Genomic DNA, 15,754 nt, shown 5'->3' with positions numbered 1-15,754 from the left:
AAGCTGTTCCGAAAGTCAGCTTTTCAACTTTCGGGACAGCCTCTATTCAATTCCTTAGCAAAAACTCTTCCAAATTGGGAGATTGATTATATTTAATTGCAGCCTGCCTATCCTTTTCAATAATGGCTTTTGACAAATCAATTCCATTAATGCTTGCAATTGCAACCGAATAATGGATTACATCGACTAACTCTTTTTCCAAAGAAGTATCTGTTGAAGGCGATTTTCGACCTTCTTGCTGGTTTAGGACCTCCGCAACTTCACCAATTTCTTCGACCAATTTCATGAATAATCCCGATGAAGATCGACCCTCTTTGTATTTTAACGCTAAGTAACTTTGTAATGCTTGAAATGTTAACTGCTCCATAAGTATTCCTCACAATTTTAATTTTAATTGTATATCTTATGAATTTACGTTCTTTCGACAATAGGAATCAAGATATCAAAATGCGGATTGTTAACATCGCGATCATGTGGATATCTTTCGTGTTTTATCGGTAAACGATCGAAATATTCTATATCAAGCTCCCTCAATGGCTCATATTCACTTTCCTTCAGCCAATGATAGATATTGTCATAAGTCTGACCGATATTTTGTTCTTTTTTATGATGAATCATTAAATAAGTCATTTCAGGTACATGTATTTCCATCATCCCCTCTGGGATTTGCTGTTCTTCGCTAACCTCATATACAGAATAATGTACAAACCCGTCGGGACGTAGATGATAAGACAGACCTAACTGAACCTTTGGATTGATTGCATATTCTAACTCACTTACTCTACTACCCATGCTATAGATAATCTTTTTCAAACTACTTACTTCTGTGTACGCTCCATCCCACTTTAACCCGATTGCCCGATATCCTGGTATCTCCATAATTTCATAACGAATCTCTTGCATATTAATTACCCCTTTGTACTTTTTATATTGAAAAAACAAAAGTGCTTCCCCTTTTTTTACTACCTGGATAACTCCAAAAAAGTCTCACAACATTATGTATCCGTTGATATCCTCTTTTAGTTTTAAACGTAGTGCTTGCATCAGTTCACAATCCATACACAATTTATATTACATATAAATATAGGCCAATGCGGCAGCACCGCATTGACCTACCTTTCAGAAAGGCATTTCACCTAATTAAAGGGTGTTTTCAATCTCTTTCAGAAGTTCATACGCACCTTCTGATTCATTGGAACAGACTATGATAGTCGTTTTGGTTTCTGGATAGTAAACTGAACGGAAATTCACGCCTGGATCATAGCCCATTTGAATATACTTTACTACCTTTTTAGAGTCGTCTAACTCCATAAAACCGCAATAACCATAATATATATTGTCCTCTTCATCCACTACCTCACGAGGATTTAACAACAATTGAGTCATATCTTTGGATAACAGTTCGTGATTCGTTAATGCCTGCCAAAATCTACCCATGTCCTCCACTGTGACAAATGCCCCGCCATCCGGTCCGCCTTTTGCAGGCAAAGAATAAATATTCGATTTCCAAGTCCCTTCCGGAACTTCGATGTATCCAAGGGCTGTTCGTTCCGGTAAACGGTCCATCTCGAAATATCCCACATTCGTCATGCCAGCTTTACGAAAAATGTGTTCCTCAACGAATCCGGTAAAACTGGACTTCGTCACATGTTCGACAATTAGGCCTAACAATATATAACCGGTATTGTTGTACTGAAATGGACTGCCGGGATGATCTTGCATTTTTTCATACTGAAACATCGGTAAGAAATCCTTTGGAGACCGAATGTGATACATGGGACGTGATTTCCAAAGCGTCTCGAAATCGTCCATGATTTCTTCGTTGAAGTAGTCGGGAACACCTGATGTATGTGTTAGTAAGTGATGAATGGTAATGTCATTATCAAAGTGCGGAAATTCCGTATCTAAACAGTCTTTTAATTTTGTGTCAAATGAAATTTCCCCAGATTCAGCTAACATACAAATAGCTACTGATGTGAATATTTTACAGCCGGAAGCAATCGCAAACCTTGTATTCACGAGATTAGCAATTTTCTCCGATCGATTGGCAAAACCACTACTTCCCTTTAAGATTTCATTTCCCTTTTGGGCGTAAAACGCACCTGAAAATAGTAGTTCCGTTTGTACTTTTTCTAAATGGTTCAATTTGTTTTCTGTGTTCATTATAATTCCTCCTGAATTCCTATTATTTTTTGTTTTGAAGTCTTAAAAGGAATTCAGATTAGCTTTTTCACACCATAAAATGAATCGTCATACAGCTTCCCCACCTCTCTACTAAGATATTAGATTAATTTTAAAAAGTATTCAATTAATAAACGGAAACTTCTCCAAATATTACATATCTATAATCGAGTGATTTCGTTCAATCCTCATTCTAAAATGGTTCATTATTCGAATCTGCTCTTCCGTTAACTTTTCTTTATTCCAGTACATATGCATTAAGCTGTATTCAAAGACTTCCTTAAGCCGAATAAAGAGGGTCAGTTGCTCCAACATATCAGCAGGAAGTTCATGTTCCTCTTGATACCCTTCAATAATTGCTTTTGTGATCTCCCGTCCGTAATCGACTATATTGCCTCTTCCTACAAACGAATACTCGATCGCACTGTAAATAGGAACTGCCAAGTCAAAAATATAGAAGTTCTTTTCGCAGTCTTGAAAATCAACCATCGTCAATTTCAAATCATCATCAACCAATATGTTTTCCAACCACAGGTCACCATGAAGCAATCCGTAATTCGAGCTATTTTTCGGCAACCCCTTAATCGTTGATAAAACGTCTTGTGCAATTTTTCTAATCGCGGTTTCTTCTTCAGGGATATATTTAAGAAAAGCGTATTCCTCATTGTCATGCCAATCATTGATATGCTTCACTGGATGCATCTCTTCAAATTCCCGCGAGATACGATGTAATCTGCCTATTTGGCGTCCTAATTCTTTTAATACATCGGCATTCCACTGCTCTCTTGGTAAATGGATACCGGGTGCTGCTTTGTATAGGACGGTTAACATTTCTTTGTTGCCAAGTGTTATTTTTTCTACTACATTCCGATTTAATGAAGAAATAGCGAGCGATACTGCCAATCCTTCTTTATGCAAGAAGTTCGTATATGTAACTTCTTCAAGCTGTTCATCATAAGACTTGTAATTGGTGACTCTGACGAAATAAACGTCCTGTTTGGCGGTACAACGGAACATCTCATTTGTAACAGATTGAACTGTAAGTATCTCTACTGGATATAATTCGTTGAGTATTTTTATTAATTGTGTCGAATCTCCGTTATCGAACATTTGAAAGTTCACCTTTCCTAAAAACAGATATTTCCATACATTCTATACATAATAGACAGAATTTACAATGCAAAAAGAGGATAGATGTTCAAATTGAACATCTATCCTCTTCATTCGTTATTATTTCGAAACTTCTACAGTGTAGTCAGCCAAAAGCCTTGCACCGTAACCGGTTGCGGATTTCGCATAATAGCCTGTTGCGCTTGATTTGCTCATCATACCTGCCATATCAACATGCAACCATTTGCTGTTTTCCGGCACGAAACGGCGTAGGAAAAGACCTGCCGTGATGGAGCCTGCAAAATTCATGGAGCTGATATTGTTCATATCTGCATAATCGCTTGCAAGTGACTTGTCGTAAGCTTCAACCAACGGCATTGGCCATACGAAATCTCCGTTTTGGTCGCCAACTTTTTTCATAACGGAAGAAAGTTCTTCATCACCGAATACGCCGCCGATTTCTGAACCTAACGCAGCAACAATCGCTCCAGTCAACGTTGCGATGTCTACGATGTATTCTGCATTCAATTCACCTGCACGGATTAAAGCGTCTGCCAAGATTAGACGGCCTTCAGCATCTGTATTGCCGACTTGAACTGTTTTACCGTTCTTATAACGGATCACTTCGCCAGGGAATACGGAATTTGCATCCGGTGTGTTTTCAACCATTGGAATGAGCGCAATAACATTCACTTTCGCCTTTGAATCGACTAAGAGCTGCATTGCTCCTGCAACTGCCGCTGAACCGCCCATGTCCATACGCATGCTGCTCAAATCTTTACCGCTTTTCAGGCTGATTCCGCCTGTGTCGAATGTAACGCCTTTCCCAACAAGTGCGACAAGTGGTTTCGATGCATCTCCTTCGTAACGGATTTCCACGAATGAAGGCTTGTATTTACTGCCACGGTTAACTGTCAAAAGACCATTCATTTCCATCTCTTCAAGCTGCTCTTTGCCGTGAACAGTTATTTCGACGTCTTTCCCTTCGAACTGTTGTTTCAATACTTCTGGATACGTTTCAGGATTCAACACATCCGAAAGTTCATTCATCAAATCACGTGAAAATGCAGTTGCTGCAGCACGGATCTTTCCGAGCTCAACAGCCGAGTGCAAATCGCCTTCTACTTCAATTGCAGTTTTTGTTGACTCCGCATCCGATTTGTATGCTGAGAATTGATAAGAGCCAAGCTCCCAGCCTTCAACAAATGCAACAGCGACATCTTCTTTATTCAGTTCAGAAAACGCAGTTTCAAGTGCAGTTCCTTGAACAGTAGCTTTTTCGATTTTTTGTGAAGATAAGTCACGGGAGATATTCCCCGCTGTAGCTCTCACTTTTTCCAATGATTTCTTTTTATCATCGGTTTTAACGATAACATACTGCTCGTCCTTAATGATTAAAGAACAATGACCTGCTTTTTGATTGTCTAGAAAGTTTTTAACTGCATTGTTTTCTGTTACAAGTGCATCATCAGAAAAAATGATTTTTACAACATTCGACAAAGTAATTCCCCCTAATTGCTAATTTATTTCGACTATAGAAATAGTCTACCATAAATTCTTCATTTTGAAAGATTATCTTTTCTCTGAAATGACTAAAAAGAATGTGGCGACTGGGCCTAATAATAGCGACAGCAAAAACCAATTCAAACCGCTTCTATTTTTTCCTTGCGCAATCCCTGCATTAATTAAAGAGAGTGTCCCCCACCCAACAAAATAACTACTATCCATGTCGTTTCCTCCTTGCGTTGTTCTATCTTTTTAATGAATTATTAATTCCAGGCAATTTTCGTTGCTTATAGTGGAAGGCGGCGACTCCTTGGGGATAAGCGAACGCCGTTAAGAAGAACTGCGTTTGCGAGCAAAAGCGTAGCGTTGCGAGCAATGTTTGTTGCGACCTTAAGGGAGCAGGAATGCCAAAACGGATGCCTTAATTTCTGCAAATAACGCAGAAATACGGCAAATCGAACTCTTCGTGGTTCGATTGGCTCACCGCCCGCCCCCAGGAAAGCGTCCGCCTGGAACGTAAAGCAACTGTTGTATTATTAAAATCCACTTATCCTTTACGTTCATATACAGATATAGTTTCAAAAAACTCCTTACAGTACCTTGCAATGAATAATACCTTATGATATATTACACGTAACACAGTAGTATTCATTACACAGTACTGAATAAGGAGGTATAGATGGTGAACATTCAATTCAAAAAAGGTGTCTTAAATTTATGTGTCCTTGTTCTTTTGGATAAACAAGACCGTTATGGCTACGAATTGGTACAGAAAATTTCTGACCAGATTTCCATATCTGAAGGATCTGTTTATCCACTATTGCGCCGATTGACGAAAGAAGGCTATTTTACGACTTATTTACAGGAATCATCCGAAGGGCCTCCCCGTAAATATTATAAGTTGACGGATTCAGGGCGTGAGTACTTACATGAGCAATTAAATGAATGGCGTAATTTCACAGAAGGTGTAAATAAATTAATCGAGGAAGGTGTTCGTAATGACTGAAAACCAATTTATCATGGAACTTGAGCAAGCTTTAAAAAGACTGCCGACTGAGGAAAGAAACGATATTCTGCAAGATATCCGTGAGTACTTTTCAAATGGAAGAAATGATGGAAAAACCGAAGCTGAAATTGCCGCTTCACTTGGGTCACCGCAAAAAATTGCAACGGAGCTATTAGACGCCTATCCATTTGAAGAGCCCCAAGTATTACAAGGAACACGGCTCTCCACTTCCCCTTCAAGTGAAGTGATTACAATTAAAGACAATAGCTTCACTAAGGTTGATATCGATGTTTTTCATGGGACACTTACTGTTTTGCCTTCGGAAAACGATGAGACAAAAATTGAGCTGGTCAATCCTAATGATAAATTGGAGTTTTCTGCAGACGTGTTGGGAGATACTTTGCGAGTCAGACTGAAAAAGAAAGGGCTTTGGCTATTCATCTTCAACTTCAATACGAGGGAGGTTGCATTGAACGTGTTCATTCCGAAAAAGCTTTATCAGTCCATTTCAATGAAATCCGATAATGGGCGCATTAAAGCTGAAAAACTGATCAGTAAAAATATTGAGGCATTCACTGATAATGGACGGATCGAATTGGCGGAACTGGCTGCAACTTCGCTTAATGCTGAGACGGACAACGGACGAATCGAAATTTCGAAAGTCCAAAGTGATCGGTTAAAGGCGAAGACGGATAATGGACGGGTAATGATGAGGAATGTGGAAGCTGATTCCATCCAGGCCGAATCGGACAATGGAAGGATTGAGCTTGATCAAGTGGAAGGTGAACTGGTTGCCATTACAGATAACGGCCGCATAAAGCTCGATGCGGATCATCTTGACCGTAATATCACTTTCGAGACGGATAATGGAAGTATAGAAATCATATCTGCCCGCAAACCTACAAATGCTATTATCCACGCAAAAACAGGCCATGGACGGATTGATGTGTATGGGGATAGAAACTCCCGTACTCGTTTCGGTGCGGAAGAATATCAGATTCGGTTGAAATCGGATAACGGAAGAATAACAGTGAAGTGATTCATAGGCCCTAAGTCTCGTTTTGGTGATATATTTGTGGATTCAATAGATAAGATCTATTATTTGATAGATATATTGCCAAATTCAATAGATAAACTCCTGGATTCAATAGATAGATCCCATATCCAATAGATATATATAAGGGGGCGATTCCTCGCCCTCTTTAACTGTTTATGGAATTCATAACCTTTGCATCATCAAGGTTTTTAAAGTTTTCTGAACCAACACGTCTAATAATTTCCTCTTCACTTAAAGGCGGTGGCAGTTGATCTGCAGGTATAATCTCCTGCTCCTCATACACCATATTTCTTTCCACTGCTGCATTTCTTGCGTTTATCCCACGGCCGTAGCTCTCCGCTTCCTCAATCGTCATCCCGTAATTATTTTCTTCCTTCATCTTAAATCCCTCCTTCACCCAATTTTTCTTGTCATTCCCTCTTTGAATTAATTTAAAACTTTTGAATATGATATAGTAGACATCAATCCATTTACAGTATGGCGCTTCCACGTGCTTCCATACTTTAATATTGAAAAGAGGTCGAGACAATGGCGACGATTTTTGTAGATGCAGATGGCTGTCCTGTTGTAAATGAAACGATTTCCATTGCGAAACAGTTCAAGCTTCCGTGCATTCTTATTTGTGATACTGCACATGAAATGCATCGCGACGGTGCTGAGACTGTAATTGTCTCCAAAGGTGCGGATGCAGTCGATTTTGTTTTGGTCAACCGTGTAAAAAAAGGTGATATTGTTGTTACCCAAGACTATGGATTAGCCGCAATGGTATTAGCAAAACAAGGTCATCCGATTGATCAGAATGGTAGACGCTATACCGAAGAGAATATAGACCAACTTCTATTCGCCCGCCATGCAGCGCAAAAAATCCGGGCTGCGGGAGGAAGGCTTCGAGGTCCTAAAAAGCGTTCAAAAGAAAACAATGAACGGTTCATGAAAAAACTCCGCGAATTATGCAATACCTTAATCACTCCTTCTAATTGAAGCCCGACTATTTGCCGGGCTTTCATAATTCCTCCTTCTGATTCATAAACTATACCAATCGCCTATTTTTTCTAAAAGGACGAGCATATGTTTAATATTTTTCTGCAATGGTTAATGAATGATAAATAAACGGAGGTTTATCCATGCCAAAAATTGTTTCCGTCAGTACTGTTTTGCCTCCCCATGAAGTTAAACAGCGGCAAGCCGTCGAACTAACCCGCTCTCTATTCAGTCAAAGATTCAAAGATATCGAAAGGCTTTTAAAAGTCTTTCAAAATGGCGATATCGAAAGACGAGATGTATGCATGCCGCTTGAGTGGTATGGGCAAGCCCATGATTTTGAAGAACGGAATGAATTATATATTCATCATGCCGTAAATTTAGGTGTTGAGGCTGTTGAAGCTTGCCTTTATAATTCACAAACTCTGGAAGAAGCCGTTGATCCTTCTGAAATTGACGCCATTTTTTTCATTTCAAGCACAGGTATTTCAACACCAAGCATAGATGCTCGCATCATGAACCTGGTACCATTCCGGGATGACACAAAACGAATTCCGATATGGGGGCTTGGGTGTGCAGGCGGAGCTGCGGGAGTAAGCCGGGCATTCGAATATTGCAAGGCATTTCCGAAAGCTAATGTACTAGTGCTCTCAATCGAGTTTTGTAGTTTGACGTTTCAAAAAGACGATTATTCGAAAAGCAATCTCGTCGGTGTTTCGCTCTTTTCGGATGGTGTCGCTTGTGCATTAATTACAGGCGATCAATCCGAAATTGCATTGAACACAACAGTTCCAACTATCATTGCAACTACGTCGAAGTTGATGCCGGATTCTGTTGATGTTATGGGCTGGGACATTAAAAACAATGGATTATACGTTGTCTTCTCAAAAAGCATACCGGCAATCATCACAAATTGGCTCGGCCCTTTTGTCCATGAATTCTTAGCCTCAAATAATTTGACTAAAAACGATATCACTCATTTCGTCGCACATCCTGGAGGAAAGAAAGTGCTGACTGCTTATGAAAATGCTTTACAATTCGATTCATCCAAAACAGATATTTCAAGGGACGTTCTAAGGAATCATGGCAATATGTCTTCACCAACAATTCTATACGTTCTTAAACGGTTCATGGAATCTTCTCCTGAGCCCGGCGAATACGGTTTAATGGCTGCATTAGGTCCTGGTTTTTGCGGTGAATTGCTGTTGTTGAAGTGGAATTGAGGTGAGAGATAGATGGTATTTGGAATCGTCATTTCTATCGTCATTCTTCAACGTCTCATTGAATTGCTTGTCGCAAGGCGAAATGAAAAGTGGATGAAGGATCATGGAGCTTTTGAAGCGGGGGCAACTCACTATCCATTTATGGTGGGGATGCATATCCTCTTTTTCATCTCCTTGTTTTTGGAAGTTCTCTTTTTAAATCGTCAACTATCGTCGATTTGGCCAGTCTTGTTAGCCATTTTTCTTGCGACTCAACTTTTACGGATCTGGTGCCTTGCCTCATTGGGCAAGTTCTGGAATACGAAAATCATCGTCCTCCCAAATGCTCAAGTAGTGCGGAAAGGTCCCTATAAATGGATCCGCCATCCAAACTATATAATCGTTGCAACTGAATTGCTTATCCTTCCTTTATTGTTCAACGCGTTTTTCACAGCCGCTTTATTCACACTCCTTAATTGTTGGATGATGACTGTACGAATTCCGACTGAGGAGAAGGCGTTGAAGGAAGCCACAAATTATAAGGAAGAATTTCTACTGAATAAATGACAGAACACCAAGGCTGCGTCTCCTTGGTGTTTTGTCATTTATGAGATACGTGTCAACGTCTTTCCCAAATATCCGAAAAGAATCGTCAAGATAGGAGACAGTAAACAAAAGAATGCAAATGGAAGATACTCCAATGTCGTAACACCCAACACTTGCGAGATGAAAATCCCGCATACACTCCACGGTACAAGCGGATTCACTACCGTACCCGCATCTTCAATGACACGACTAAGATTTTTATTGGCAAGACCAACTTTTTCATAAGACGACTGAAATGCTTGGCCTGTCAATAAAATCGATAAATACTGCTCACCGATCAATACATTAATTCCGATTGCTGTGACAGCCGAAGCCAATATGACTGAGGAAACTTTCTTCAAAAGAACTTCGATTCCTTCTAATAAACTTTGGATAATCCCTAACGTAAACAATAATCCTCCCATGCTTAACGCAAGTAATACTAATGAAACAGTAAACATCATGCTTTCCATACCGCCGCCTGTCAGCAGTTTATCAACATCTTCTACACCAGTTGAGGAAACAAATCCTTTAAATAAAATCCCCATTACGTCAGCAAAACCATAAGTATGATGCAAGAATGACAGAAGTACCGCTACTGCCGAACTAATAGCCAAAGTCAGAAGTGCTGGCACCTTTTTGATTGTCAATATAAATAGGGTTAAGAGCGGAATGACCGTATACCAATGAATCATCCCAGTTCCCAAAAGTGTCTTTTGGAAAACATCTATTTTATCAAAATCCCCTGTATTTACACTTGGAGATAAAATTCCAAAGAAAATCGTTGTCAGGATAAAAGCCGGTACAGTAGTCCACCCCATATTACGAATATGTTCAAAAAGATCAACACCAACAATAGAGGATGCAAGGTTAGTTGTATCTGATAACGGGGACATCTTATCACCGAAAAACGCTCCTGAAACGATTGCTCCAGCTGCCAATGGCAAGGAAACTTCAAGTATACTTGCCATTCCGATAAAAGCTACACCTACTGTTGCAACAGTCGTCAGGGAACTTCCAATTGAGACGCCAACAATAGAGGTAACGATAAAAACAATCGCAAAAAAGAACGTAGGGGTTATTATTTGAAATCCTGCGTATATCAACGTAGGAATTGTCCCGCTCATCATATAGCTGCTTATGAGCAGGCCGATGAAGAAAAACAGGAAGACGGCACTCATCCCAGAACCCGCACCTTCAATCAGACCTTTTTCAAGTGCGCGGTACGGTATTCGTTTAAGCAGGCCATATGCGATTAATAGTAAAACCGAAAAAAGAAGCGGTAAATGAGGAACAGCATCGAATAGTATGAGGCAAACACCTATCATTAGAACGATCCCAGCAATAAGCGTGATTGATTCCGAAAATGACGGTGTATGAATTGCTTTAATTTTAAACATAACGCACTCCTCCTTAGTCTATATTGAACACAAAAAAACCCTTTCATCCCGTAAAAAGGGACGAAGGAGTTCTCCGCGATACCACCCTATTTGACGACAGTCCATCTGCCATCCACTTCATTAAAAAGGAAAATTTCGTTGGTGTAATTCATTCCTGTCGCTGCCTGAATTCCCACTATACATTCAGTCTCTACTTGCTGCCCACAACGGAATTACTGCGCCAACTTTCCGAAGCCTATTTGATTTTAATATGGTCTTTGCTTTTATTTATGTTCTGAATCTTACCATGCCTGTCAAAAAAGTCAATAGGATTTATCTGCCATCACCATGCATTTCCAACTAAAAATCCAACAAACGCCATTATAATTCCAATACCATATGTCAGGAAGAGGTAAATAAAAAATTGTTTTTTTCGTTTCCCTATCCAAAACTGCAATAATTCTTTAGTCAATGTTGAAAATGTTGTAAAGGCACCAGCGAATCCAGATACAAGAAAAAGCGTCCACGGTTTTGTAACCCCTAAGCCGGCTACAAAACCGATCAGCAAGGACCCAGCTATATTTACGAATAACGTACCAAACGGCAGTGCTCTCCCATCTTTATTAAACTTGCCGGATATGAAATACCGAATGACGGCGCCAAGAAAACCACCAGCCCCAATGGTAAATATATCTATGACCGTCATTCTCTCCCCTCCTTCCTGCCAATTCTCATGCCTATCATTCCAAACAGAAACCCACCGACGATACTGCTTGCAATGTAAAATAAGCCCATTAAAACAGCATCATTTTGTATTAGGTTTACAGTTTCCATACTAAAAGCAGAAAATGTTGTGAAGGAGCCAAGAAATCCGGTCGTTACGGCAGTTTGTAAATCATGATCTAACTTTAGACGTTGTATGAAGCCTGTACTAAGAAAGCACAATAAAAACGTACCAATCATATTTACTGTGAATGTCGCAATAGGAAATTCCGAGAAACCATATGTGAATTGACCTATGCATACACGTAAAATCGCCCCAATCGCTCCGGCAAATCCAACACAAAGAACCGTTCTCATGACTCCACCTTTTTCAATAACCGGCGGGATAATACCATTTCAAGTGAAAGTCGCTTCTCGTTCTCACCAAATTGAAGACGAATATCCGCTTCGCCCACTTCCAAAACGACTCCCCTACCAAACACTCGATGAATTACATGCAAATCCTTATACAGCTCATTTAAATCATGAATTCCATCCGGATCTATCGGAATGGATGGTTCAACTTTTTTCAGTTTTTCCATTTTCCGCTCCTCCGGTTTCATGACAATTCCACGCACTTCATTCACAAATCGTGAATCCTCTTTTGTCTTTCCATTTTGTTTTTGATAGGATAGCAATTCCAGACGATCCTTTGCTCGTGTCATTCCTACATAAAACAGTCGTCTCGCTTCCTCCATTAACAAAGGATCGGTTTCATCTTCCTCTGAAGGAATAATGCCTTTCACTAAGTCAATCATGAAAACACGCCTAAACTCCAGCCCCTTTGCACTGTGGAATGTAGACAATGTCAACGCGTCATCTGGAGGGTTAAATTTCGCCTGCTGAACTGCGGTTTCCAATTCCTTTAAGCGGTTTGCAAAGTCGACCATCGTCCGCAATTGGGAGGCGATTCCTTCAAGGGTATCTAAAATACCGAGTAAATTATCTATCCGATAACCAAATTTCTGCGCACGACTTCTCAGTGCTTCTTCATATTCAAGTTCATATCGGATCATCCGGATCACTTGTGCAGGGCGCATATCAGGGATTCTATCGTAAACTCCCTTATAAGAGTTTAATTTTTCAACTTGGCTGCCCTTTAGTTGGACAGCATGTTGAAATGCATTAAAGACATTCCCCGAAGTTGATTTCCTTTCGAACTCCGCAAGCATCTTTCTTGAGATGAACAAATTCATCTTCATTGCGATTTTCGAGAAAACATCCTTCCTTTCAACATTGAAACTCAGTCTCATGAAATTCAGAATATCTTCCACAATCCAATGGGAAAAGAACTTGTCATCCGCATCTTTCATATAAAAAGGAATTCCCCTTCTATGAAGCTCGTTAACATATAGTGTCGATGAGGAATTATTTCTAAATAAGATTGCGACTTCGTTCAAGTTTTTCTCGTTCAATAATTCATATGTGACATATTCTAAAAGCTGTTTTGGATCCTCGAATTGTTTAATGAAAATAGGGCCACTCTCTTTATTCTCAGTACGCATTTCCTTTTCATACCGATTCCGATTCCGTTTAATGAATTTTGCAGCTGTCTCAACAATTTCCTTAGAAGAGCGGTAATTTTGTTCCATCATAAGCAATTCAGCATCAGGATACACTTTCTTGAAATCCAACAAATAGTTTGGATCAGCGCCCCGCCACGTATAGATTGACTGATCATCATCCGCCACTACGCAGAGATTTCCATGATGCGCAACAAGATGCTCAACAATTCGGTGCTGAACAAGCGAGGTGTCTTGGCTTTCATCCGTCAAAATATAATCGAACTGACTGCGAAATCGCTCCGCAAGTTGTTCATCCATACGCAATGCCTGTTCTGCTATCGTGAGCATATCGTCAAAATCAAGCAGCAAATGCCCGATCATTTTCGTCTTATATTGTTCGTATTTTAACGCGATGCTACCAGCCTTTTCAAAAGGTCCAGGTACTTGTTCCCAATCTTTAAATGGAATCATTCTATTTTTAAGGAAGCTGATGAATGTAGACAGTGAACTCAATTCTTCTTCTGTACCTTCTTCGCGTATCACTTCTTTGTATAATGATTTGAGCAACATCGATTTATTCGGAGAATGCTTCTCTTTTCCGCCGCCTTCGATCAATTCAAAACCAGTGCCTGTTTTATTCAAATAGGTTCTTGTAATACCAAATGCCAAGCTATGTATTGTTGAAAAATCCACTGGGGCAAGATGAGGAAAGAAACGTTTGTATCGTTCAGTCATGTCATTTGCAGCTGCACGAGAAAAAGTGATAGCTTTTATACTTTTCGGATTAACGTTCTTCTCTTCTATCAAATACCCGATTCGCATAATCATTGTAGTAGTTTTACCGGATCCGGGGCATGCTAATAAAAGTAACGGTCCATCAGTTTGTAGGACGGCAGATTTTTGGACATCATTCAATTGAATATGTAGTTCTTTCATTTTTCTATTAAAGAAATCAGACATTACATGGTGCTCCTTCTCATTTACATTGTCCTTAATGTACCATATTCTTATAAAAAGAAAGAACCTCTGCAAATTTGCAGAGGTTGTTGACTAAAATCCGCCCGATTCCAGCCGATCGTTCTGGATATCCACTTTCTCATTTTTACTTCCTTTATAGGCAGTGGAGGCGACTTCGTTTGTGCGTCGTTGTTCATCGGTGTACTCTGTTCCGGCTAATTCGGCCCTGTTGACATCTTTGTTTTTCCCTTGGCTTTTATCCTTCTTAAACAAATTGATCACTCCTCTTTGAGTAGTCTTCATAAGATACCCCAAAGAGTTAGAGTTAATCATGCGATCACTTCGGAAAACCAATCGAATTTAATGGATAAAATCTAAAACCGACTTTACCTACAACCGATTCTTGGTCAATACATCCGATCACCCGACTGTCTGTGCTGTTACGTCGATTATCACCCAAGACGAAAAGTTGACCCTTAGGTACAATGACTTCAAAGTCTTCCGTCAAATTCTCCTCTTTGAAAATCTGTTTTTTGTTCTCCTTCAGGTACTCTTCTTTATATTCTTTTCCATTAATGAAGAGCCTGTCGTCCTTCATAACAACGGTATCACCTGGTAAACCGATGACCCGTTTAATATAATCCTCCTGCACACCTGGCGCATGGAATACGATCAAGTCGAAATGATCAATTTTATGGATTTTCGAAATAACAACACGATTATCCGATTCAAATGTCGGTTCCATCGATTGGCCAGACACGATGACTGGGGAAAATAAAAAATGGCGAACTACGAAAACAATGACACAAGCAACTGCTATCGATTTAATCCAAGACATTATTTCATTCGTTGTTTCTTTTTTCAAAGTACAGCCCCCATTCAAGCAATTGGTTGTTGTATAAGTATATTATAGACTATTTTTCTTATGAAAGGTTTAAAGAGATAAATGGGCCGTGCAATTGAAAAGCCGGCAACTGTTTTTATCGTCCGACAGTTCAACAATCGTTAATGAAGTATTATCCAAGCTCGTCTCATAAACAGTATCTGTTATAAGTTCGTTCAATAACCGTTTTATGAAACTTCCATGGCTAACGACCAATACTCTATCACCCGGATGCTTCCTTCTAATTTCATGAATGGATTCCAATCCGCGAGAAATGATTGCCTCTTGGGATTCAAATCCCATGTCCAGCAGCCTCCAGTCCTCTCCCCACTTCTCTATCCGTTCTGCCTCCGTTGTTCCCTCCACCATTCCGCCACTAACCTCACGTAATCGAGGGTCCTCAACAAGTTCAACATTTGGCATCTTTTCCGCAATGATTTCAGCGGTTTTACTGGCGCGTTTTAAATGGCTTGTGTAAATGATGTCCCATTTTTCAGTAGTTAGCCGATCGGCCACACGTTTGGCCATTTCAATTCCTTCTTCATCCAAAGGGACATCCATACTGCCTTGCGCCCTTCCTTCTTTATTCCACGCTGTTACACCATGTCTTACAAAACCGATAATCGTCATAATTAGCCAC

Annotated in this window: 19 protein-coding genes; 5 read left to right on the top strand and 14 right to left on the bottom strand. The window is 39.9% G+C overall.

The window, feature by feature from the left end:
• Positions 1-46: 46 nt before the first annotated feature.
• From NSQ43_RS08430 to NSQ43_RS08405, 6 genes are all read right to left on the bottom strand, one after another.
• Entirely contained in the window at positions 47-367 is a 321-nt protein-coding gene (locus NSQ43_RS08430; protein WP_339254696.1) for a MazG nucleotide pyrophosphohydrolase domain-containing protein, read from the bottom strand.
• A 44-nt stretch (positions 368-411) separates the two neighbouring features.
• Positions 412-903, bottom strand: coding sequence for a GyrI-like domain-containing protein (locus NSQ43_RS08425; RefSeq protein WP_339254695.1), 492 nt, complete (start codon positions 901-903; stop codon positions 412-414).
• Positions 904-1,140: 237 nt separating this feature from the next.
• Complete coding sequence (locus tag NSQ43_RS08420) at positions 1,141-2,163, bottom strand: serine hydrolase (protein WP_339254694.1); 1,023 nt, start codon at positions 2,161-2,163, stop codon at positions 1,141-1,143.
• 171 nt (positions 2,164-2,334) lie between these two features.
• Positions 2,335-3,291, bottom strand: coding sequence for a phosphotransferase (locus NSQ43_RS08415; protein WP_339254692.1), 957 nt, complete (start codon positions 3,289-3,291; stop codon positions 2,335-2,337).
• 120 nt (positions 3,292-3,411) lie between these two features.
• On the bottom strand, positions 3,412-4,791 hold the full coding sequence (locus tag NSQ43_RS08410; protein WP_339254690.1) for a leucyl aminopeptidase family protein: 1,380 nt from the start codon (positions 4,789-4,791) through the stop codon (positions 3,412-3,414).
• Positions 4,792-4,863: 72 nt separating this feature from the next.
• The gene (locus NSQ43_RS08405) at positions 4,864-5,019 is read right to left on the bottom strand and encodes a hypothetical protein (protein ID WP_339254689.1); all 156 of its coding nucleotides are present in this window, start codon (positions 5,017-5,019) and stop codon (positions 4,864-4,866) included.
• 460 nt (positions 5,020-5,479) lie between these two features.
• Between NSQ43_RS08405 and NSQ43_RS08400 the strand changes: the two genes are divergently transcribed.
• On the top strand, positions 5,480-5,803 hold the full coding sequence (locus NSQ43_RS08400) for a PadR family transcriptional regulator (RefSeq protein ID WP_339254845.1): 324 nt from the start codon (positions 5,480-5,482) through the stop codon (positions 5,801-5,803).
• A complete protein-coding gene (locus NSQ43_RS08395) occupies positions 5,796-6,842 on the top strand; it encodes a DUF4097 family beta strand repeat-containing protein (RefSeq protein WP_339254687.1) in 1,047 nt (348 codons plus the stop codon). Before NSQ43_RS08400 ends, NSQ43_RS08395 begins: the two co-directional genes overlap by 8 nt.
• A 163-nt stretch (positions 6,843-7,005) precedes the next feature.
• Here the strand turns inward: NSQ43_RS08395 and NSQ43_RS08390 are convergent, their stop codons facing one another.
• Positions 7,006-7,239 (bottom strand): hypothetical protein, encoded by a 234-nt coding sequence (locus tag NSQ43_RS08390; protein ID WP_339254685.1) that lies wholly within the window; start codon positions 7,237-7,239, stop codon positions 7,006-7,008.
• A 149-nt stretch (positions 7,240-7,388) separates the two neighbouring features.
• On the opposite strand from NSQ43_RS08390, the gene NSQ43_RS08385 reads away from it, so the two are divergent.
• The 3 genes from NSQ43_RS08385 (at position 7,389) to NSQ43_RS08375 (ending at position 9,610) form a co-directional block, all read left to right on the top strand.
• Positions 7,389-7,841, top strand: a complete 453-nt coding sequence (locus NSQ43_RS08385; protein ID WP_339254683.1) for a YaiI/YqxD family protein — start codon at positions 7,389-7,391, stop codon at positions 7,839-7,841.
• Between the two features lie 143 nt (positions 7,842-7,984).
• Positions 7,985-9,064, top strand: a complete 1,080-nt coding sequence (locus tag NSQ43_RS08380) for a 3-oxoacyl-[acyl-carrier-protein] synthase III C-terminal domain-containing protein (protein ID WP_339254681.1) — start codon at positions 7,985-7,987, stop codon at positions 9,062-9,064.
• A gap of 12 nt (positions 9,065-9,076) precedes the next feature.
• Positions 9,077-9,610 carry an isoprenylcysteine carboxyl methyltransferase family protein gene (locus tag NSQ43_RS08375; RefSeq protein WP_339254679.1) on the top strand — a complete coding sequence of 178 codons (534 nt, stop codon included), beginning with the start codon at positions 9,077-9,079 and terminating at the stop codon, positions 9,608-9,610.
• Between the two features lie 38 nt (positions 9,611-9,648).
• Here NSQ43_RS08375 and nhaC read toward each other — a convergent pair whose 3' ends face one another.
• The 7 genes from nhaC to NSQ43_RS08340 all read right to left on the bottom strand — a co-directional run bounded on the left by nhaC (position 9,649) and on the right by NSQ43_RS08340 (position 15,744).
• On the bottom strand, positions 9,649-11,028 hold the full coding sequence (gene nhaC, locus NSQ43_RS08370; RefSeq protein ID WP_339254678.1) for a Na+/H+ antiporter NhaC: 1,380 nt from the start codon (positions 11,026-11,028) through the stop codon (positions 9,649-9,651).
• A gap of 322 nt (positions 11,029-11,350) precedes the next feature.
• Positions 11,351-11,713, bottom strand: a complete 363-nt coding sequence (locus NSQ43_RS08365) for a CrcB family protein (RefSeq protein ID WP_339254676.1) — start codon at positions 11,711-11,713, stop codon at positions 11,351-11,353.
• Positions 11,710-12,087 carry a CrcB family protein gene (locus NSQ43_RS08360; protein ID WP_339254674.1) on the bottom strand — a complete coding sequence of 126 codons (378 nt, stop codon included), beginning with the start codon at positions 12,085-12,087 and terminating at the stop codon, positions 11,710-11,712. Before NSQ43_RS08360 ends, NSQ43_RS08365 begins: the two co-directional genes overlap by 4 nt.
• Positions 12,084-14,234: an ATP-dependent helicase gene (locus NSQ43_RS08355; RefSeq protein WP_339254672.1), complete on the bottom strand. Its 2,151-nt coding sequence runs from the start codon at positions 14,232-14,234 to the stop codon at positions 12,084-12,086. Before NSQ43_RS08355 ends, NSQ43_RS08360 begins: the two co-directional genes overlap by 4 nt.
• A gap of 90 nt (positions 14,235-14,324) precedes the next feature.
• Entirely contained in the window at positions 14,325-14,504 is a 180-nt protein-coding gene (locus NSQ43_RS08350) for a hypothetical protein (RefSeq protein ID WP_339254670.1), read from the bottom strand.
• A gap of 64 nt (positions 14,505-14,568) precedes the next feature.
• Complete coding sequence (gene lepB / locus NSQ43_RS08345) at positions 14,569-15,069, bottom strand: signal peptidase I (RefSeq protein ID WP_339254843.1); 501 nt, start codon at positions 15,067-15,069, stop codon at positions 14,569-14,571.
• A 96-nt stretch (positions 15,070-15,165) separates the two neighbouring features.
• On the bottom strand, positions 15,166-15,744 hold the full coding sequence (locus NSQ43_RS08340) for a histidine phosphatase family protein (protein WP_339254668.1): 579 nt from the start codon (positions 15,742-15,744) through the stop codon (positions 15,166-15,168).
• Between the last annotated feature and the right edge of the window lie 10 nt (positions 15,745-15,754).

The sequence above is a fragment of the Sporosarcina sp. FSL W8-0480 genome, from assembly GCF_037963765.1.
Classification (GTDB): domain Bacteria; phylum Bacillota; class Bacilli; order Bacillales_A; family Planococcaceae; genus Sporosarcina.
The sequence above is the reverse complement of the archived record's forward strand: the minus strand, read 5'-3'. Positions and strand labels throughout refer to the sequence as shown.

What these genes read in the sequence shown, in the direction of transcription:
- NSQ43_RS08360 (WP_339254674.1), bottom strand. Translation starts at nt 12,087, where the DNA reads ATGAGAACGGTTCTTTGTGTTGGATTTGCCGGAGCGATTGGGGCGATT.
- NSQ43_RS08340 (WP_339254668.1), bottom strand. Translation starts at nt 15,744, where the DNA reads ATGACGATTATCGGTTTTGTAAGACATGGTGTAACAGCGTGGAATAAA.
- nhaC (WP_339254678.1), bottom strand. Translation starts at nt 11,028, where the DNA reads ATGTTTAAAATTAAAGCAATTCATACACCGTCATTTTCGGAATCAATC.
- NSQ43_RS08375 (WP_339254679.1), top strand. Translation starts at nt 9,077, where the DNA reads ATGGTATTTGGAATCGTCATTTCTATCGTCATTCTTCAACGTCTCATT.
- NSQ43_RS08430 (WP_339254696.1), bottom strand. Translation starts at nt 367, where the DNA reads ATGGAGCAGTTAACATTTCAAGCATTACAAAGTTACTTAGCGTTAAAA.
- NSQ43_RS08395 (WP_339254687.1), top strand. Translation starts at nt 5,796, where the DNA reads ATGACTGAAAACCAATTTATCATGGAACTTGAGCAAGCTTTAAAAAGA.
- NSQ43_RS08420 (WP_339254694.1), bottom strand. Translation starts at nt 2,163, where the DNA reads ATGAACACAGAAAACAAATTGAACCATTTAGAAAAAGTACAAACGGAA.
- lepB (WP_339254843.1), bottom strand. Translation starts at nt 15,069, where the DNA reads ATGTCTTGGATTAAATCGATAGCAGTTGCTTGTGTCATTGTTTTCGTA.
- NSQ43_RS08385 (WP_339254683.1), top strand. Translation starts at nt 7,389, where the DNA reads ATGGCGACGATTTTTGTAGATGCAGATGGCTGTCCTGTTGTAAATGAA.
- NSQ43_RS08390 (WP_339254685.1), bottom strand. Translation starts at nt 7,239, where the DNA reads ATGAAGGAAGAAAATAATTACGGGATGACGATTGAGGAAGCGGAGAGC.
- NSQ43_RS08365 (WP_339254676.1), bottom strand. Translation starts at nt 11,713, where the DNA reads ATGACGGTCATAGATATATTTACCATTGGGGCTGGTGGTTTTCTTGGC.
- NSQ43_RS08380 (WP_339254681.1), top strand. Translation starts at nt 7,985, where the DNA reads ATGCCAAAAATTGTTTCCGTCAGTACTGTTTTGCCTCCCCATGAAGTT.
- NSQ43_RS08355 (WP_339254672.1), bottom strand. Translation starts at nt 14,234, where the DNA reads ATGTCTGATTTCTTTAATAGAAAAATGAAAGAACTACATATTCAATTG.
- NSQ43_RS08415 (WP_339254692.1), bottom strand. Translation starts at nt 3,291, where the DNA reads ATGTTCGATAACGGAGATTCGACACAATTAATAAAAATACTCAACGAA.
- NSQ43_RS08405 (WP_339254689.1), bottom strand. Translation starts at nt 5,019, where the DNA reads ATGGATAGTAGTTATTTTGTTGGGTGGGGGACACTCTCTTTAATTAAT.
- NSQ43_RS08425 (WP_339254695.1), bottom strand. Translation starts at nt 903, where the DNA reads ATGCAAGAGATTCGTTATGAAATTATGGAGATACCAGGATATCGGGCA.